Genomic DNA, 16,423 nt, shown 5'->3' with positions numbered 1-16,423 from the left:
GAAGGCCGCCTTGGGTGCGTTCAACGCAACCAAGGCCACATTGGGGCGCTCGGGGACCGGGCCGCTGTCACTGAACTTCGGACGCGCGACACTAGCGGGAGGCACCCGGGCTCACAGCTCTCCGACGGCCTCCTCGACCTTGCGCTGCAACTTGTTCATCCCGCCGAGCCACCGGTCGGTGTCGGTGGCCCGCGCCGCGTAGTACCCCGCGACCTCGGGGTGCGGCAGCACCAGGAACCGCTTTTCCGCCATCGCCGCGAACAGCGCGTCGGCGACCTGCTCCGGCTCGATCGCCGAGGCGCCCATCAGCAGCTGGCCGGCCGTGCCGGTGCTCTCCAGCATCGCCGTGCGCACGCCCTGCGGGCAGATCGCCTGCACCGTGATGCCGCGGTGGCGGTAGGTCGCCGACAGCCATTCGGCGAACGCCAGCGCGCCGTGCTTGGTCACCGAGTACGGCGCCGAGCCGAGGCTGGTCAGCAGGCCGGCCGCCGACACCGTCGCGACGAAGTGGCCCCGGCCGCGTTCGAGCCACGCCGGCAGCAGCAGGTTCGCCGCGCGGACGTGCGACATGACGTTGACGTCCCACGTGCGCGCCCACACGTCCTCGCCGCTCTCCGCGCCGCCGAAGGGGGCGATGCCCGCGTTCGCGCAGAACACGTCGATCTCGCCGAGCGTCGAACGCGCGCTGTCGATCAGCTTCGTGACGCCGTCCAGGCTCGCCACGTCCCCGGCGAACGCCGTCCCGCCGACTTCGGCCGCCACCTCCGCGGCCTTGTCCCCGTCGAGGTCGGCCACCACGACCTGGGCGCCGTCGGCCGCGAAGCGGCGAGCCAGCGCGGCGCCGATCCCGCCGCCGCCCCCGGTGACGACGACGCCGGTCACAGGCCACCGCCGAGGGTCACGCCACCGTCGAGGACCACGGTCTGGCCGGTGATCCAGCCCGCGTCGTCGGACAGCAGGAACGCCACCGCGCCCGCGATGTCGGACGGCACGCCGAGCCGCTTCATCGGGTACGCCGCGGCGACCTCCTCCTCGCGGCCCTCGTACAGCGCGGTCGCGAACTTCGTCTTGACCACGGCCGGCGCGACGGCGTTGACGCGGATCTTCGGCCCCAGCTCGGCGCCGAGCTCGACGGTCAGCCGGATCAGCGCCGCCTTGCTGACGCCGTACATGCCGATGCCCGGCGAAGCGCCGAGGCCGGCGACGGAGGCGACGTTGACGACGGCACCGCCGTGCTCCCCCATCCACGCGTCGCGGGCGCGCTTGGTCCAGCCCAGCGGCGCGAGCACGTTGACGCCGAGGATCTTCGCCGCGGCGGCCGGGTCGATGTCCAGCGTGGGCCCGTAGACGGGGTTGATGCCGGTGTTGTTGACCAGGTAGTCCAGCCGGCCGAAGGTCTCGATCGTCTTGGCGACCGTCTCGTCCTGGTGGTCGGTGTCGTCGGCCTTGCCCGCCACGAACATGGCGACGTCGGGGCCGCCGAGGGAGCTGACGGCCTCTTCGAGGGCCTCCGGCTTGCGGGCGGTGAGGCAGACCCGGGCACCGCGCTCGACGAGCGTCTTCGCGATCCCGAGGCCGATGCCCCGGCTGGCCCCGGTGACGATCGCGACGCGGTCCTTGAACGAGTTCACGGCAGGCGGTCTCCTTCGGCTGTGGTGCCCGGCACATACCAAGCAGTCGGTCAGTGGCCATTATGCGCGATCCGGCCGAGGTCTCAAGGCGGACGCCCGTCACACCCGCGGGTCACCGCACGCGGAGCACCAGCTTGCCGGTCGTCGAACCCGACTCGATGCGGCGGTGCGCGGTGACCGCGTCGGCCAGGGGCAGGGATTCGACGTCGACGCGCAGGGTGCCGTCCGCGACGGCCGCGACGGCGCGGCGCAACGCCTGACCCACCGTTTCCGGTGCCACGGCGGAAACCGCGGCGAGGTTGAACCCCGACACGGTCTTGGTGGTGAACCACAGCTCGTTGGCCGAGACGCCGACGTCCTCGGCGCCCGAGGCGTTGCCCATGACCACCAGGCGTCCCATCGGCGCGAGCCGGTCCAGGCTCGCGCGGCGCGCCGGGCCGCCGACCATGTCCACCACGACGTCGAACTCGCCGGTGCCGGCCACCTCGTCGCGCAGGACGACTTCGTCGTAGCCGAACGCCTTCGCGGCGGCGATCTTCGCTTCGCTCCCGACCGTGCCGACCACCCGGCCGGCGCCGAGCAGGCGGGCGACCTGGCCGAGCTGGCTGCCGACCCCGCCGGCGGCGGCGTGCACCAGGACGCGTTCGCCGCGCGCCAGCCTGGCCACGCGCTCGAGGACGAGGAAGGCGGTGGTGCTGTTGGACGGAACGGCTGCCGCCACCGCCGGCCCGATTCCGGGCAGCGGGGCGACCAGGGCGGCGGAGGTGGTGACCACCTCGGCGTAGCCCCCGCTCGCCACGATCGTCAACGCGGCGACCGGCTCCCCCACCGACAGGCCCTCGACGCCTTCGCCCAGCGCGCGGATCCGCCCGGAGACCTCGATGCCCGGGACGAAGGGCAGCGGGACGTCCACGACCCCCTGCCGGTAGAGGACCTCGGCGAAGTTGGCGCCGGCGTAGGCGACGTCGATCGAGACCTCGCCCGGCCCGGGCTCCGGCACCGCCACGGTGCCGAGCCGCAGGACCTCGGCCGGGCCGAACTCGGGGATGGTGACCGCCTTCATGCTGTTCGTCATGGCCCCGATCCTGCGGCGGCCGCGAGCACCGGACCAGGTCCGGCCGGACCTGGGTCTGCCAGGACCAGGCAGCGCCCTCGGCTCAGCGCGGCACCAGCGACGTCACCGCCTCGACCAGCTCCGGGCCGTCGAGCAGGATCGGGTCGTTGTGGCCGGCACCGGGGATTTCCACCAGCCGGGCCGACGCCGCGGCCGCCACCTCGCGGCTCTGGGCGGGCGGGACGATCGAGTCCCGGCCGCCCACGACCACCACCACCGGGACGTGGAGGCGGGCGGCCTGCTCCTTGACCGGGAAGCGGTCGCGCAGCAGCAGGCGCACCGGCAGGTACGGGTAGCGCTCCGCGCCGACCGCGGCCAGGTCGACGAACGGCGACCGCAGCAGCAGGCCCGCCGGCGGGTGTTCGAGGGCCAGCTCCGTGACGACGGCGGAGCCGAGGCTTTCGCCGAAGTAGACGAGGCGCCCGGGCGGCACCCGCCGGTCCTCGGTGAGGAAGCGGCGGGCCGCGCGGACGTCGAGGGCCAGGCCGTCCTCGGTGGGCTCGCCCGGATTGCCGCCGTACCCGCGGTAGTCGAACACCAGCACGGCCAGCCCCGCCTGCGCCAGCTTCGCGGCCAGCGGGGCCCGGCCGGCCCGGTTGCCGCCGTTGCCGCCCGCGACCAGCACCGTCGCCGCCGGGTCCCGGCCGGCCGGGCGCAGGTACCAGGCGCCCAGCTCCAGCCCGTCGGCGGTGCGGAGGCGGACGTCCTCAACGATCGTTTCCGAGGTTCCGGGCAGCACGCTCGCGGCCGCGGGCACCGGCCGGCGGTCCGGCAGGTAGATCAGCCGCCGCTGGGCCACCCAGACGGCCGCCAGCAGCAGCACCACGACCACGATGGCCACCAGCACCACGCGCACGAGCACGGTTCTGGTCACCGTGACCTCCAGCTCGACGGGAAACAATGACGGCGTGGCCACGTTGTACCCCCGTGATGACCGCACCACTCGGATTCTGCGTCCTCGGCGACTCGCTGGCGGCGGGCGTCGGCAGCACTCGCGAGGACGACACCCTCGGCCGGCGGCTCACCCGCCGCCTCCGCGAGGCGGGCCACACCGTGCGCCTGCGGAACTTCGGTGTACCCGGAGCTCGCTCGGCCGACCTCGACCGCCAGGTCGCGCTCGCCCTGGGCGAGGGCGTGGACCTGGCGCTGATCGTGATCGGCGCGAACGACCTCGCCGGGTTCGTCTCCCCCGCCGTCGGCGCGCGCCAGCTGCACGACGCCGTGGCGCGGCTGGTCCGCGCCGGCGCCCGCGTCATCGTGGTGCCGGCCCCCGACCTGGGGATCGTGGCGCGGGTGCCGGGCCCCTACCGGCAGCTGGTCTCGGCGGCCAGCGGTCACTACGCCCAAGCCCAGGCCGAAGCGGCCATCCGGGCCGGGGGTGCCGTGGCCACCGCCGGCCCCGAACTCGCCACTCGCTTCGCCGCCGACCCGGCGCTCTTCTCCGCCGACCGGTTCCACCCGTCTTCGGCCGGCTACGGCGTGATCGCCGAAGGCCTGGCGCCGCACGTCCTGGCCGCGGCCGCGCAGCTGGCCGCCTGAGCCGGTTTTGCCCGGCTTTAACCGGGGCCCGGCAAGATCGGCTTCGTCAGGTGGCCGGTCGAGGGCGGGGGCGCGGAGCTGGCGGCGGTGCGGACGCTGCTGGGAAAGTAAGCCGGCGAAACCGCGGGCAGCCGGTTCAGCCCGGCGCCGCGCAGGCCGATACACCCGGAGGGCTGCAGATGACCACCGAGGAGACAGCCTCGCGGCGACTCCCACCACCGTGGGGCGGACCGAAAAGCAAAGACCGCAAGCGTTATCGATACTTTCCCCGATTCGACTCCGCCGAGGTTTCACGATGCCCGGAATACTTGTCACCCTGATACTCAAGGCGCAGAGGAGAGCATCCTCGCAACCTCAGAGCTATTCCATCAATCTGATCGGCAAGGCGGCACGGAACCTCTTCCGGGTCTCGCAACGCCACCGATGGACCTGGATGTCCCCACCGGCGGCGGCCGACCGCGCGCCGGCCATCTCCTACCCCGCGCATCAATGTCAGAACTTCCTGTATTTCTCCGCCGCCCTCGAAGCAGTCGGACGCACCGAACTCATCCCCAAGCTCCGCGCTTGTTACGCCGATAACGAACACCTCGACTAGCGAAGCGACCTGCTGCCATCGGCATCTTGGCTCAGCCTGTTGGGCTCCGTCACGGCACTGACGGTGAGTCTCGCAAAGTAGCCCGGCAGGGACCGCAACCCGGTCATCACAGCCGGCACCGGCCCCCGCCCTGGGCGTCAGTGGCGCGTGGACAACTCCGCCGGGTGCAGCTCGTACAGCGCATACGCCTTCCGGATCACCGGCTGCGCCACGTTCCGCACCCGCACCCCGCCCGGCGTCACCCCCTGCTCGCACCCGAAGTGCGCGTGGCCGTGCAGTGCCAGGTCGGCGCCCACCTCGTCGATCGGCTCGCAGAGCAGGTACGAACCGAGGAACGGGTGGATCTCGGGTGGCTCGCCGTGCAGGGTGCCGGAGATCGGGGCGTAGTGCGTCAACGCGACGACGACGTCCGTGTCGAGGGTTTGCAACGCTTTGCGCAGCGAATCGGCCGACGCCATCGTGTGCTCGACGAAGTCCTTCATCTCCCGCTCGCCGAAGCGGCTGGCGCACTTGCCGGCGAAGCCGCCACCGAAGCCCTTGACCCCGGCGACGCCCAGGGAGCCGTCCGGCAGGTCGAAGCGGACCGCGTCGCCCTCCAGCACCTCGACGCCGGTCTCGCGGAGCAGGTTCGAGATCATTTCCCCGAGGTCGCTGTGGTGGTCGTGGTTGCCGAGCACCGCGGCGATCGGCACGCCGAGCCCGGCGAGCTCGTCGGCCACCACCCGGGCTTCCTCGATGGTGCCGTGCCGGGTGAGGTCCCCGGCCAGCAGCAGGACGTCGGCGGTGCCCGCCAGGTGCTCCAGGGCCGGCCGGAGCAGGCCGCGGGAGTCCTCGCCCAGGTGCACGTCCCCGACCGCGGCGATCCTCATCGGCCGATCTCCTCCGCGCTCGCCGGTTCGCGGACGTCGGCGACCCGGATGTCGTTGTGCACCAGCTCCCCGGTCAGGTACTCGCCGACGACGGCGTCCACCTCCTCCTTGCGCGCGGCGCAGATCACTTCGCCGCTCAGGTGGACGTGCTCGCCCCGCACGGTCACGTGCACGCCGAGCTCGGCGGTGCGGGGGTCTTCGGCGAGGGCCCGGCTGAGCCGGGCGACGAGGTACTGCGGTGGTTCGGGCACGAGGGCCTCCTTCGGGTCGATCACGGCCAGGTCGCCGAGCAGCGCCAGGAACGCCCGGGCGTAGGGGGACGCCGACACCTGCACGGCGACGTCGGTCCAGTCGACCTGTTCGCGCAGGTCACGGGCGATCTGGAGCAGCGGCGCGAAGTCGCACCGGTGCGCGCTCAGCACGAGCAGCTTGTCCACCAGCAGGTCGGTGCCGGAGACGACCGGCGCCGCGGTGGACCCGATCCGCATCAGCGCGGCGCGGTCGAGCAGCTCGTCGGTCACCGGCCGGTGGTTGGGGCCGTGGATGAGGTCCACGAGGATGTCGCCGTCGTAGACCTTCGTCAGCCAGTCCTCCGGCGGGTGCACGCGGCGCAGGCCCGCGGCGGTGAGCACCTCCGCCGCCCGGTCGGCGTCGCCGGGTTTGAGGAACAGGTCGACGTCGTGGTCCGACGGCGGCCCGCCGCGGGCGTACACGGCCAGGCCACCGGCGACGGCGAACCGGATGTCCGTGCCGTCGAGGGCGGTCACGACGCGGGTCAGGCTCTGCAGCAGCGCCTCCGCTTCCATGGCGGAGGATTACCCGCGCCGGGGCCGGCCCTAACCGCCGTTCGCCGGCCGCTGGCGGATCCAGGCGCGGGCGCCGTCGACCGTCGGGTGCAGCGCGAGCGTGCCGTCCAGCCGGGTGACCTGCAGGGAGCGCAGCACCGGGCGCCCGTCGGCGACCACCGCGAACGGCAGGTCCGCGACCGCGGTCTCGGTGACGAGCTCGGCGAGCACCTGCAGCCCCGCCGAGCCGCAGAAGGTGATCGCGCCCAGGTCCACGATGAGCGCTCCCGGGGCGCCCGCAAGTGCGGCCTTGGCCCGCGCGCGCAGCACTGGTGCGGTGCCGAGGTCCAGGTCGCCGGCCGCCGCGACGACGACGGCTTCGGGCACGGTGCGCACGCGCACCGTCAGTACGGGCGGCCGGTCATCGGTCACGGGGGGCTCCCTTCGCTGCTGCCGACTTTAGATCGGTTGCATCGTTTTGTCATCGATTTGCCGGGTAACCGGGGAGGAGAGAAACCGACCCCGTGCAGAGAGGACAGGCTTCGATGAGCACCGTCACCGAATCCGTCGACGTCGAGACCGACGTCACCACCGCCTACAACCAGTGGACGCAGTTCGAGTCCTTCCCGCAGTTCATGGAGGGCGTCGACGAGATCCTGCAGCTCGACGACACCCACACCCACTGGAAGATCAGTGTCGGCGGGCAGACCCGCGAATTCGACGCGACGATCACCGAGCAGCACCCGGACGAGCGCGTCGCCTGGAAGTCCGACTCCGGCCCGACCCACGCGGGCGTCGTCACGTTCCACCGCCTCGACGACCGGCACACCCGGGTCACCGCCCAGCTCGACATCGACCCGGAGGGGTTCGTCGAGAACGTCGCCGACAAGCTCGGCATCCTGGACCGCCGCGTCAAGGCCGATCTCGGCCGGTTCAAGACGTTCATCGAAGAACGCGGCAGCCACGAAACCGGCGCTTGGCGCGGGGACGTCGCCCGTCCCGGGAACTGAGCCTGCCGGTGGACCGCCCCGCGGCCGCCCCCGCCGTCACCTGGACGGCGGGGGCGGCCGCACGCATGCTGGGCCTGCCCGCGTCCACGCTGCGCGCGTGGCACCGGCGGTACGACCTCCCGCTGTCGGCGCCGCAGACCGGCACCCACCGCCACTACGGGCGGGCGGACATCGAAGCGCTGCTCCGGATGAAGCACCTGATCGGGCAGGGACTCAGCCCGGAAGCCGCGGCCGCGCGGGCGTTCCAGGCGAGCGCGACCGACGTGGGCACGCTGCTGGCCGCCGTCCGCGGCCTGAAGATCGACACCGCCGCCGCGCTCCTCGACGCGCACCTCGCCGATCGTGGCGTCCTCGGCACCTGGGACGAACTCTGCCGCCCGGCGCTGACCGCCCTCTGCGGCCCGGACGCCGACCGCTGCATCGACCTCGTGCACGGCCTGTCCTGGGCGATCGCCGCGGCCCTGCACCGGATTCCCACGCCCACCGGCGCCGGGCCCCCGGTTCTCCTGGCCTGTGTGGACGGTGACCGGCACACGCTGCCCTCGGAAGCCCTGCGCGCGGCGCTGGCCGAACACGGCCGCGAGGCGCTGTTCCTGGGCGCTTCGATCCCGGAATCCGCGCTGCGGCACGCGATCGACCGCGTCCGGCCGGCCGCGGTCGTGCTGTGGAGCAGCCGCCCGGTCACTCCCCCGAGCGGGCTCCCGGTGCCGCGGCTCGTCCTGGCCGGGCCCGGCCGGCCACCGGGGACCGGGGGCCCGGACAGCCTGCGTGACGCGGTTTCGCTGCTGACGACGAGCCGCGCCGGCTTCCGGTTTATCCCCTGACCACCCGGGTAGCCAGCCGCCCTACCAGGCCGGTGGTCGCCATCGGCACCCACGTAGGCGCGGAAGTGCCTCTCCCGCAGGAGGTCGAGATGACGCAGGGACCCGGCGGTCAGTCACCGCCGCAGCACGCCCCCGGATCGCCGTCGATGCCGGAAACCGCCAAGGGCGAAGCCCGCGAGGTGGCCTCCACCGCCGCCGACCGGGGCGGCGAAGTCGCCCGAACGGCGGCGGACCAAGCGAAGCACGTGGCCGCGCACGCCCAGCAGGAAGCGCGCGACCTGGTCCGCGAAGGCCGGGAACAGTTGCAGGCGCAAGCCAAGGACGGCCAGCGGAAGGCCGCCGAGAGCCTCCACCAGCTGGCGGGTCAGCTCGAGCGGATGGCGCAGCAGACCGATTCCCCCGGCCTCGCCGGCGACGTCGCGCGCCAGGTGTCCGACCGGACGCGGTCGGTCGCCGATTGGCTCGAGCACCGCGAACCCGGCGAGCTCCTGGACGAGGTGCGGCGCTTCGCCCGCCGTCGTCCCGGCACGTTCCTGGTCGGCGCGGCCGTCGCCGGTGCCCTCGTCGGGCGGCTCACTCGCGGCGTCGTGGCGCAGCAGAAGGAAGAAAGCTCCCCGAACGGGCAGGCGGGCGCTCCGCAGCCGCCCGCCGCCCCCGCCGCGACCCCGCCCGTGCCGCGGCCGGACGACGCCGGATACACCGCACCGCAAGGCTTTCCGCAGCCGGGCAGTGCCGGGTACGCGGCTCCGGGCGGCTACCCCGCACCCCAGCCGGCCGGCGGTCTCCCGCAGCCGGGCCACCCGGGCGGGTACGCCGCACCGCAGCCGGGCGGCGGCCTCCCGCAGCCGAGCCGGCCGGGCGCGGGGCCCGGTGGGTACACCGCGCCGCAGCCGCCGGACGCCCTGCCGCAGCCGAGCCCGCGCTTCTCCGGGCCGGGGCAGGTGCCGTGATGACGCAGGCACCCGGGCCCGTGCCCCGCGCCGGTGAACCCGTCGACGTCGCCGACGCCTCGGTCGGCGAGCTGATGTCCAACGTCATGAAGGACCTCTCCACCCTGGTGCGGCAGGAAGTGGAGCTGGCGAAGGCCGAAGTGAAGGCCGAGGCGGGCAAGGCCGCGAAGGGCGCGGGCATGCTCGGCGGCGCCGGGTTCGCCGGCTACATGGTCGTGCTGTTCCTCTCGATCGCCCTGTGGCAGGGGCTGACGAACGTCATGGACGCGGGGTGGGCGGCGCTGATCGTCGCGGTCGTGTGGGTGATCGCCGGCGCCGTGCTCTACGCGACCGGCCGGCGCGAGGTCCGCCGGATCAACCCGAAACCCGAACGCACCGTCGAGACCCTGCAGCAGGTCCCCGACGCACTGAAAGGCGAACGACGATGACCGAACCGGAGCGCATCCGCCGCGAAATCGAAGGCACGCAACGCAGTCTCAGCACGGACGTGAACGCCCTCACCGAAAAGGTGACGCCGGGCCGGATCGTCGAACGCCGCATCGGCCGGATGCGCTCGGCGGTGGGCCACGCGCGCGACCGCGTCATGGGCACCGCGTCGGATCACGCGTCGACGGCGGGCGACAAGGTGGGTTCGGTCGCCTCGGCCGCCGGGGACAAGGTGAATTCCGCCGCCGGCGCCGTCAGCGAGGCGCCGCAGACGATCCGCCGCGGCACGCAGGGCAACCCGCTGGCCGCCGGCCTGATCGCCTTCGGCGCCGGCTGGCTCGTGTCGTCCCTGCTGCCCGCGAGCGAGCCGGAGCGCCGGCTCGCCGGCCAGGCGACCGACCTCGCCAAGGAGCACGTGGCGCCGGTGGCCCAGCACGCGGCGGAGGAACTGCAGGAGAACCTGCGCGAGCCCGCGCAGCACGCGGCCGAGTCGGTGCGGTCCGAAGCCGTCGACGCGGCGTCCACGGTCAAGGACGAAGCGCGGTCCGCGACCGGCGACGTCACCGACCGCGCCCAGGAAGCCCGGGAGAACGTGCGCTCGCAGGGCTGAGGCGGCGAGTGCCGGGGCGCGGCTTCACCCGGCCGCGCCCCGGCCCGTGTCATCCGGGCCCCGAAAAGCAGGGAAGGACTCCGATGCCCGCGTACGATCCGCCCGGTGGCGACTCCCTGATGTTCGTCGGGACCGCGACCACGGTGCTCCGGCTGGGCCCGTTCACCCTGCTCACCGACCCGAACTTCCTGCACCGCGGCCAGTGGTCGTACTTCGGGCAGGGCCTGTTTTCCCGGCGCCGCACCGAACCCGCGCTGCAGCCGGCGGACCTGCCGCCGCTGACCGCCGTCATCCTGTCCCACCTGCACGGCGACCACTTCGACCGGATCGCCGCGCGGGAACTCCCCCGCGACACCCCGATCCTCACCACCGGGCACGCCGCCACCCGCCTGCTGCGGCGGGGTTTCCACGCCCCGCTCCCGTTGCCGACGTGGACGACGGAGAACTTCTCGGACGGCGACGCGCGGCTGGCGGTGACGTCCGTCCCGGCGCGGCACGCCCCGGGCCCGGCCCGGCGGCTGCTCCCGCCGGTCATGGGCAGCGTCCTGGAGTACCGCGCGACGCCGGAGGCCGATCCGCTGCGGATCTACGTCAGCGGCGACACCGTGCCGCACGACGAACTCCGCGTCATCCGGGACCACTTCCCCGGCCTCGACCTCGCGGTGGTGCACCTCGGCGGCACGCGCGCGTTCGGCGTGCTGGTCACCCTCGACCATCGCGGCGGGGTGGACCTGCTGAACCTGCTGGAGCCCCGCCGCACGGTGCCGGTGCACTTCGACGACTACGGCCTGTTCCACTCGCCGGTGTCGAACTTCCTGGAGGAGGTCCGGCGTCGGCGGCCGCCGACGCGGGTGCACCTGCTGCAGCGGGGCGAATTCCTTTCCCTGTGATTCCGGCGCGGTCCCGGTGCCGGCGCGCGGCACCGGGACCCGCGGAGGAACCAGCGTGTCGAAACCGTTGTCCGTGTCCTGCGAACTCGACGGCGCCCGGCACGCCGGCGTCGCTGCCGCGGGGATGCGCCTGGAGGCGCGGTGGCCGGGTCCGCGGAGGTCTCACCGGCCGCTGCCGGGGCAGGCAGCGCACACCGGCGCCGGGGGAAACCCGGACGCCGTCACGGCATCACTCCCCTTTCCTCGGTGTCAGTGGGGTTCGGTCCGTGCGGTTCGCCGTCCGAAGCCGCGGAGGGGCTCGCTCCCGCCGTGGGCACTTCGCGGCGAGCAGGCGGACACCCGGTCGCCGCCGCGGCACGCCGAGGACGGCGACCGGCCGGGGCGCACCGGGACGGCGGCGGGTGGCGGGAACCGGTGGCGGCGGCTCGAAGTTCGCGGCCACGATCGCGTCGAACTCGGCCCGGACCCACGCGGGGTCGGCCAGCACCAGCTCGGCGAACCCGTCGGCCGCACGGGTGATCCTGTCCGGCATCGTCGTTCACTCCCCGGATCGTCTCGCGATGTCACCAGGTTCTGCGTTCCCTTATTCGTATAGCACCGGACGGAGATCGGTTCAAGTCCTCAAAGGACCTCCAGCCGGCGGCTCCGGCCGCCCTCCGGTGAGAATTTTTCCGGATGCACCCGTGCGGAGCAGCCGGCCGGTCCCGTGTTCACCGGGCGTCCCCGGCCCGGGACCGATCGGGCGGCCCAGGCCCGCGCCCCTTCCGCCGTTCAGTAATCGTTCAGTCCGGATCAGTTCCGGAAACCGATGCGCCACAACGGTTCCCGGAGGTCGGGCGGTGGCCGGTGGCGGGCGGCGCCGCGTATGGTCGTCCGGCGCCACCTTGGGAGCGCTCCCAAATCCGGCCCCGACGAAGGAGGACAGCGTGGTTCCCCGACGCAAGACCCTGCTTTCCCTGCTGGTGACGGTGGTGACCGCCGTGCTGCTGGGCGGCGTGCTCACCGGCGTCGCCGACGCCCACGGCTCCGCCACCGACCCGCCGTCGCGCAACTACGGCTGCTGGAACCGCTGGGGCAGCGACTTCCAGAATCCGGCCATGGCGACGAAGGACCCGATGTGCTGGCAGGCCTGGCAAGCCGACCCGAACGCGATGTGGAACTGGAACGGGCTCTACCGCGAAGGCGTCAAGGGCAACCACCAGGGGGCGATCCCCGACGGAACGCTGTGCAGCGGCGGCCGCACGCAGGCGCCCCGGTACAACGCCCTCGACACGGTCGGCGCGTGGCAGATGGCGAACAAGGACAACCGGTTCACCCTCACCATCACCGACCAGGCCCACCACGGCGCCGACTACCTGCTGGTGTACATCACCAAGCAGGGCTTCGACCCCGCCACGCAGCCGCTGGGCTGGGGCAACCTGGAACTGGTCGCCCAGACGGGCCGCTACGCCCAGGCCGGGCAGTACCAGGTCGCGGTGAACGCGGGCACCCGGACGGGGCGGCACATCGTCTACACCATCTGGCAGGCGAGCCACCTCGACCAGTCGTACTACTTCTGCAGTGACGTGAACTTCTCCGGCCGCTGACCGGGCTGCACGCACCGGGCCGCGGGGCATCCCCGCGGCCCGGCTCCGCGGGTAAGTTACGTTACATGCATTGGTCGTAATGCAAGGCGTACGCTCGGGGTATGGAACTCACCCTGCCCGGCGGCCCGGCGTGCGGGCACGCCACCGAGGTCGCGGCGGCCTACTCGGCGCCGGCCCTGCTCAACCATTCGATGCGGGTGTACGCCTGGGCGGTCGCGCTCGGCGGCGTCCACCACGTCGACTTCGATCCCGAGCTGCTGTTCGTCGCGGCCATGCTGCACGACGTCGGGCTCGCGCCGGAGTTCGACAGCCGCACCAAGCCGTTCGAGGTGGCCGGCGGCCACGTGGCGTGGGTGTTCGCCGCCGGCGCCGGCTGGCCGCCCGGGCGGCGCGCACGGCTGGCGGAGGTGATCGTCCGGCACATGCGGGCGGAGGTCGACCCGGCCGAGGACCCCGAGGGGTTCCTGCTGTCGCGGGCCGCCGCGGCCGACATCGCCGGGCGCGATGTCGCGGACCTGCCCGCGGACCTGCGCGCTGAGGTCCTCGAGCGCTATCCGCGGCTGGATCTGGTGGCGGAGTTCCTCCGCTGCTTCGGCGACCAGGCGGCCCGCAAGCCGGAGAGCTCCGCCGCGGCCGCGATGCGCAACGACCTCGCCACCCGCATGGCCCGCAACCCGCTCGAGGAGAGCTGACGTGCAAGCCATCACCGTCGCCGACCGGTCCGCCGACCCGGCCCTGACCGAACTGCCGTACCCCCACGCCGCCGAGAACGACGTCATCGTGCGGGTGCACGCGGCCGGGTTCACCCCCGGCGAGCTGACCTGGCCGGCCACCTGGACCGACCGCGCCGGCCGGGACCGGACCCCGAGCGTCCCGGGCCACGAACTGTCGGGCGTCGTCGCGGAGCTCGGCTACGGGACCACCGGCCTGACCGTCGGCCAGCGGGTCTTCGGCATGGCCGACTGGGCGCGGAACGGCTCACTGGCCGAATACACGGCGGTCGAAGCGCGCAACCTCGCACCGCTGCCGGCCGACGTCGACCACGTCACGGCCGCGGCCCTGCCGATCTCCGGGCTGACGGCGTGGCAGGCGCTGTTCGACCACGGCCGCCTCACCGCGGGCCGAACCGTCCTCGTCCACGGCGCGGCCGGCAGCGTCGGGTCGCTCGCGGTGCAGCTGGCACGGGAGGCGGGCGCCCGCGTGCTCGGCACCGGCCGGGCCGCCGACCGCGACACCGTGCTCGGGCTGGGAGCGGAAGCGTACTTCGACCCGCTCTCCCCGGACATCGGCCCGGTGGACGTGGTGCTCGACGTCCTCGGCGGCGAGGTCCTCGACCGTTCCGCCGAGCTGGTGCGCGACGGCGGCACGCTCGTCACGATCGCCGAGCCGCCCCGCGTCCGGCCCGGGATCTTCTTCGTCGTGGAGCCGGACCGGGCCCGCCTCGCGGACCTGGCCCAGCGGGTCCGGGACGGGCGTCTCCGCCCGCGGATCGACACGGTGCGCCCGCTGGCCGAAGCCCCGGCGGCGTTCGGCGCGCGGGGCCGGACGGTCATCCGGGTGGCGTGAGGTACCGGCCGTACCAGGCCGCGGCGGCCCGCAGCGGGACGTCGACGGGTGCGAGATCCGGGTACCAGGCTTTTTCCCATTCGAGTGACACCCAGCCGGACCACGAACGCAGCAGCTCACCGCAGTCATCGAGCGGCACGGCGCCCTCCCCCGGCGGGACGGGCGTCGGCGTTTCCCGGCTCGCCACGTCCTTGACCTGGAAGTAGCCGAGGTAGGGGCCGAGCACCGCCTTGGTGACGGCCGGTGCCTCACCGGCGCCCCAGGGGTGGACGGCGTCCCACAGCACGGCGGCCAGGCCCGGTTCCCCGAACCCGGCGACGAGGCTCAGGGCGGCGGCCCCGGTGGGGTGCGAATCGTGCGTCTCGACGAGCAACCGAACGCCGGCATCCCGCAGCTCCTCGAGAACGGCGGCGATGCGGGGCTGCGCGTCCCCGTCACCGCCGGGGAAGACGCGGATCGCGGGCGCACCGATGCGATGCGCGAGGGCGATCAGGGCGCGGAGTTCGTCGATCACGGGCCGGTCGTCGCCCGGGGAGGCGACTTTGGCGTACCCGGCGAGGCATGAGATGGCGAGGCCTTCGCTCTCCAGGAGCGCCCGGATGGAGCCGGTGGCCGTGGCGGGGAGTCCCAGGTGGACTTCTTCGTCGGGGTGCACGCGCAGTTCGAGGCCGGTGCAGCCGTGGGCGCGTGCGGTGCGGGCGGCTTCGCGGACCGGGATGCCCGGCATGCCCAGCGTGCTCACCGCGAACTGCCGGTCCATCGATGACCTCCCCGATTTGGTTCGGGGCGATTGTAAGCGCTTTCAGGGTGGGTGGGGATGGCGGCTGGGCGGCGGTGGCTCGCGGTCGCGGTGCCGGGCCGGTGGGCGCTTGCCCGCGGCGGGCGCAGGGGCAGGAAGCCTCGCTCTGTCTCGGCCCGCGGGCGGTGGTTCGCGGGGTCGGCAGGACGGGTACGCCGACTTCCGTGGGCCTGGCTCTGCTCTTCGCCCGCAGGCGGCCGTTCGCCCGGCCCGCCGCCTCAGCGCGCCCGCCCCTCACCCGCAGGCCGCTCGCCCGGCACGCCGACTCAGCGCGCCTTACTCCACCTTCACCCGCAAGCGCGGCCGTTCGCACCCCGCCGCTTCCGGGCATGCCGGTGCCCGCGCCCGTGATCACCTCGGGCGCGGGCACCGGCGCGGGGCCTAGTGGGCCTTGTTCTGGCCGCGCCCCGCGGGCGCACGGCCGTTCGCGCCGTCGGCGGCCTTGGCCGCCTGCTGCGCGGGCTTCTCACCCGGCGCCGGGGCCGGCTTGGCCGCCGGCTGCGAAGCCGGGGTCGCCGGCTTGGGTGCGGCCGCCGCCGGCTTGTCCGCCGCGGTCCCTGCGGTCCCGGCAGTCCCGGCCGGCTGGGTCGCCGGCTTGTCCGCCGTCGTTCCGGCCGGCTTGTCCGCCGTGGTCGCCGTCGGCTGCGGTGCCGGCTTCTGGGCCGGAGCGTTCTCGGCCAGCGGGTTCGGCCGCCGGACCTTGACCACCGCGACGACCGCCGCCGCCACCGCGCCCAGTGCCAGCAGCCACGGCCAGCGGGCGCGCTTGGTGCGCTCTCCGCGGGCCACGCTCTTGGCCTCCTGGAGCGCCACCGCCAAGTCGCGCTTCGCCGTGGCCACGGCCTTCCGCCGCTTCCGGCCGGACTCGCCCGCCGAACTCACCACCGTCGCCACCGCCTGGGCCGCCTTGCGGCCCGGGTCGCGCAGCTTCGTCGCGCGGGCCAGGACCTCGTCGCGGGCCGCGCCGGAGTTCGTCAGCACGTCACGGCGGGACGATCGGGTGCTCTTGTCGAGGTCCTTGGTCGCCGCACGACCGACCTTCGTCAATTCGTCCTTGCCTTCGGCCAGCTTCCGATCGGTGATTTCGACCGCCCGCGCGGCCGCGGCCGCCCCCACCCGCGCGGCCTCCGCGGCGAGATCCCGTACGCCGGCCGCCGCCGTCTTCACCGATCGCCCGACCGGGGCGTCGCCCTGGCTCATGTGATCACCTCTCACTCGTCGCAGCAGGC

Annotated in this window: 21 protein-coding genes; 11 read left to right on the top strand and 10 right to left on the bottom strand. The window is 73.8% G+C overall.

Going from position 1 to position 16,423, the window contains the following annotated elements:
• Positions 1-111 precede the first annotated feature (111 nt).
• The 4 genes from AB0M30_RS15350 to AB0M30_RS15335 form a co-directional block, all read right to left on the bottom strand.
• A complete protein-coding gene (locus AB0M30_RS15350) occupies positions 112-882 on the bottom strand; it encodes an SDR family oxidoreductase (RefSeq protein ID WP_364584460.1) in 771 nt (256 codons plus the stop codon).
• Positions 879-1,631 carry an SDR family oxidoreductase gene (locus AB0M30_RS15345; RefSeq protein ID WP_103337837.1) on the bottom strand — a complete coding sequence of 251 codons (753 nt, stop codon included), beginning with the start codon at positions 1,629-1,631 and terminating at the stop codon, positions 879-881. Before AB0M30_RS15345 ends, AB0M30_RS15350 begins: the two co-directional genes overlap by 4 nt.
• Before the next feature lie 112 nt (positions 1,632-1,743).
• Positions 1,744-2,706, bottom strand: coding sequence for a zinc-binding dehydrogenase (locus AB0M30_RS15340; protein WP_364584458.1), 963 nt, complete (start codon positions 2,704-2,706; stop codon positions 1,744-1,746).
• Between the two features lie 82 nt (positions 2,707-2,788).
• Entirely contained in the window at positions 2,789-3,685 is an 897-nt protein-coding gene (locus AB0M30_RS15335) for an alpha/beta fold hydrolase (RefSeq protein WP_364584456.1), read from the bottom strand.
• Between AB0M30_RS15335 and AB0M30_RS15330 the strand changes: the two genes are divergently transcribed.
• Entirely contained in the window at positions 3,676-4,284 is a 609-nt protein-coding gene (locus AB0M30_RS15330; protein WP_364584454.1) for an SGNH/GDSL hydrolase family protein, read from the top strand. The genes AB0M30_RS15335 and AB0M30_RS15330 overlap by 10 nt on opposite strands.
• A 295-nt stretch (positions 4,285-4,579) precedes the next feature.
• Entirely contained in the window at positions 4,580-4,879 is a 300-nt protein-coding gene (locus tag AB0M30_RS15325) for a hypothetical protein (RefSeq protein WP_364584452.1), read from the top strand.
• Positions 4,880-5,016: 137 nt separating this feature from the next.
• On the opposite strand, the gene AB0M30_RS15320 is transcribed toward AB0M30_RS15325, so the two are convergent.
• Genes AB0M30_RS15320 through AB0M30_RS15310 form a run of 3 tightly spaced genes read right to left on the bottom strand, consistent with a single transcriptional unit; the run spans position 5,017 to position 6,965 of the window.
• Complete coding sequence (locus tag AB0M30_RS15320; protein WP_364584451.1) at positions 5,017-5,748, bottom strand: metallophosphoesterase; 732 nt, start codon at positions 5,746-5,748, stop codon at positions 5,017-5,019.
• The gene (locus AB0M30_RS15315; protein ID WP_364584449.1) at positions 5,745-6,554 is read right to left on the bottom strand and encodes a nucleotidyltransferase family protein; all 810 of its coding nucleotides are present in this window, start codon (positions 6,552-6,554) and stop codon (positions 5,745-5,747) included. The genes AB0M30_RS15320 and AB0M30_RS15315 overlap by 4 nt, the downstream gene beginning before the upstream one ends.
• Positions 6,555-6,584: 30 nt before the next feature.
• A complete protein-coding gene (locus AB0M30_RS15310) occupies positions 6,585-6,965 on the bottom strand; it encodes an STAS domain-containing protein (protein WP_013224984.1) in 381 nt (126 codons plus the stop codon).
• Between the two features lie 113 nt (positions 6,966-7,078).
• On the opposite strand from AB0M30_RS15310, the gene AB0M30_RS15305 reads away from it, so the two are divergent.
• From AB0M30_RS15305 to AB0M30_RS15280, 6 genes are all read left to right on the top strand, one after another.
• On the top strand, positions 7,079-7,543 hold the full coding sequence (locus AB0M30_RS15305; RefSeq protein ID WP_364584447.1) for an SRPBCC family protein: 465 nt from the start codon (positions 7,079-7,081) through the stop codon (positions 7,541-7,543).
• Positions 7,544-7,551: 8 nt separating this feature from the next.
• Positions 7,552-8,367 carry a MerR family transcriptional regulator gene (locus tag AB0M30_RS15300; protein WP_364584446.1) on the top strand — a complete coding sequence of 272 codons (816 nt, stop codon included), beginning with the start codon at positions 7,552-7,554 and terminating at the stop codon, positions 8,365-8,367.
• A gap of 89 nt (positions 8,368-8,456) precedes the next feature.
• On the top strand, positions 8,457-9,317 hold the full coding sequence (locus AB0M30_RS15295) for a hypothetical protein (protein ID WP_364584444.1): 861 nt from the start codon (positions 8,457-8,459) through the stop codon (positions 9,315-9,317).
• Complete coding sequence (locus AB0M30_RS15290) at positions 9,317-9,745, top strand: phage holin family protein (RefSeq protein ID WP_364584442.1); 429 nt, start codon at positions 9,317-9,319, stop codon at positions 9,743-9,745. The genes AB0M30_RS15295 and AB0M30_RS15290 overlap by 1 nt, the downstream gene beginning before the upstream one ends.
• Positions 9,742-10,353 carry a DUF3618 domain-containing protein gene (locus tag AB0M30_RS15285; protein ID WP_364584441.1) on the top strand — a complete coding sequence of 204 codons (612 nt, stop codon included), beginning with the start codon at positions 9,742-9,744 and terminating at the stop codon, positions 10,351-10,353. Before AB0M30_RS15290 ends, AB0M30_RS15285 begins: the two co-directional genes overlap by 4 nt.
• A gap of 83 nt (positions 10,354-10,436) precedes the next feature.
• Positions 10,437-11,243, top strand: a complete 807-nt coding sequence (locus AB0M30_RS15280; RefSeq protein WP_364584439.1) for an MBL fold metallo-hydrolase — start codon at positions 10,437-10,439, stop codon at positions 11,241-11,243.
• A gap of 229 nt (positions 11,244-11,472) precedes the next feature.
• Here the strand turns inward: AB0M30_RS15280 and AB0M30_RS15275 are convergent, their stop codons facing one another.
• The gene (locus AB0M30_RS15275; protein ID WP_364584438.1) at positions 11,473-11,775 is read right to left on the bottom strand and encodes a hypothetical protein; all 303 of its coding nucleotides are present in this window, start codon (positions 11,773-11,775) and stop codon (positions 11,473-11,475) included.
• A 394-nt stretch (positions 11,776-12,169) separates the two neighbouring features.
• Between AB0M30_RS15275 and AB0M30_RS15270 the strand changes: the two genes are divergently transcribed.
• The 3 genes from AB0M30_RS15270 (at position 12,170) to AB0M30_RS15260 (ending at position 14,395) form a co-directional block, all read left to right on the top strand.
• Positions 12,170-12,829 carry a lytic polysaccharide monooxygenase gene (locus AB0M30_RS15270; protein WP_364584436.1) on the top strand — a complete coding sequence of 220 codons (660 nt, stop codon included), beginning with the start codon at positions 12,170-12,172 and terminating at the stop codon, positions 12,827-12,829.
• 101 nt (positions 12,830-12,930) lie between these two features.
• Positions 12,931-13,521 (top strand): HD domain-containing protein, encoded by a 591-nt coding sequence (locus tag AB0M30_RS15265; protein WP_364584435.1) that lies wholly within the window; start codon positions 12,931-12,933, stop codon positions 13,519-13,521.
• A 1-nt stretch (position 13,522) separates the two neighbouring features.
• Positions 13,523-14,395, top strand: coding sequence for an NADP-dependent oxidoreductase (locus AB0M30_RS15260; RefSeq protein WP_364584433.1), 873 nt, complete (start codon positions 13,523-13,525; stop codon positions 14,393-14,395).
• On the opposite strand, the gene AB0M30_RS15255 is transcribed toward AB0M30_RS15260, so the two are convergent.
• Both AB0M30_RS15255 and AB0M30_RS15250 read right to left on the bottom strand, forming a co-directional pair.
• Complete coding sequence (locus AB0M30_RS15255; RefSeq protein WP_364584431.1) at positions 14,379-15,155, bottom strand: sugar phosphate isomerase/epimerase family protein; 777 nt, start codon at positions 15,153-15,155, stop codon at positions 14,379-14,381. The two genes, AB0M30_RS15260 and AB0M30_RS15255, sit on opposite strands and share 17 nt — an antisense overlap.
• Before the next feature lie 420 nt (positions 15,156-15,575).
• Entirely contained in the window at positions 15,576-16,394 is an 819-nt protein-coding gene (locus AB0M30_RS15250; RefSeq protein WP_364584429.1) for a hypothetical protein, read from the bottom strand.
• Positions 16,395-16,423 lie beyond the last annotated feature (29 nt).

It is taken from the genome of Amycolatopsis sp. NPDC051716, assembly GCF_040681595.1.
In the GTDB taxonomy this organism is placed as follows: domain Bacteria; phylum Actinomycetota; class Actinomycetes; order Mycobacteriales; family Pseudonocardiaceae; genus Amycolatopsis.
Note: the sequence above shows the minus strand (reverse complement) of the source record. Positions and strands in the feature narration are given on the sequence as shown.

Coding starts and splice junctions, on each gene's coding strand:
- AB0M30_RS15315 (WP_364584449.1), bottom strand. CDS start 6,554: ATGGAAGCGGAGGCGCTGCTGCAGAGCCTGACCCGCGTCGTGACCGCC.
- AB0M30_RS15265 (WP_364584435.1), top strand. CDS start 12,931: ATGGAACTCACCCTGCCCGGCGGCCCGGCGTGCGGGCACGCCACCGAG.
- AB0M30_RS15340 (WP_364584458.1), bottom strand. CDS start 2,706: ATGACGAACAGCATGAAGGCGGTCACCATCCCCGAGTTCGGCCCGGCC.
- AB0M30_RS15280 (WP_364584439.1), top strand. CDS start 10,437: ATGCCCGCGTACGATCCGCCCGGTGGCGACTCCCTGATGTTCGTCGGG.
- AB0M30_RS15255 (WP_364584431.1), bottom strand. CDS start 15,155: ATGGACCGGCAGTTCGCGGTGAGCACGCTGGGCATGCCGGGCATCCCG.
- AB0M30_RS15295 (WP_364584444.1), top strand. CDS start 8,457: ATGACGCAGGGACCCGGCGGTCAGTCACCGCCGCAGCACGCCCCCGGA.
- AB0M30_RS15305 (WP_364584447.1), top strand. CDS start 7,079: ATGAGCACCGTCACCGAATCCGTCGACGTCGAGACCGACGTCACCACC.
- AB0M30_RS15330 (WP_364584454.1), top strand. CDS start 3,676: ATGACCGCACCACTCGGATTCTGCGTCCTCGGCGACTCGCTGGCGGCG.
- AB0M30_RS15275 (WP_364584438.1), bottom strand. CDS start 11,775: ATGCCGGACAGGATCACCCGTGCGGCCGACGGGTTCGCCGAGCTGGTG.
- AB0M30_RS15320 (WP_364584451.1), bottom strand. CDS start 5,748: ATGAGGATCGCCGCGGTCGGGGACGTGCACCTGGGCGAGGACTCCCGC.
- AB0M30_RS15285 (WP_364584441.1), top strand. CDS start 9,742: ATGACCGAACCGGAGCGCATCCGCCGCGAAATCGAAGGCACGCAACGC.
- AB0M30_RS15290 (WP_364584442.1), top strand. CDS start 9,317: ATGACGCAGGCACCCGGGCCCGTGCCCCGCGCCGGTGAACCCGTCGAC.
- AB0M30_RS15325 (WP_364584452.1), top strand. CDS start 4,580: ATGCCCGGAATACTTGTCACCCTGATACTCAAGGCGCAGAGGAGAGCA.
- AB0M30_RS15250 (WP_364584429.1), bottom strand. CDS start 16,394: ATGAGCCAGGGCGACGCCCCGGTCGGGCGATCGGTGAAGACGGCGGCG.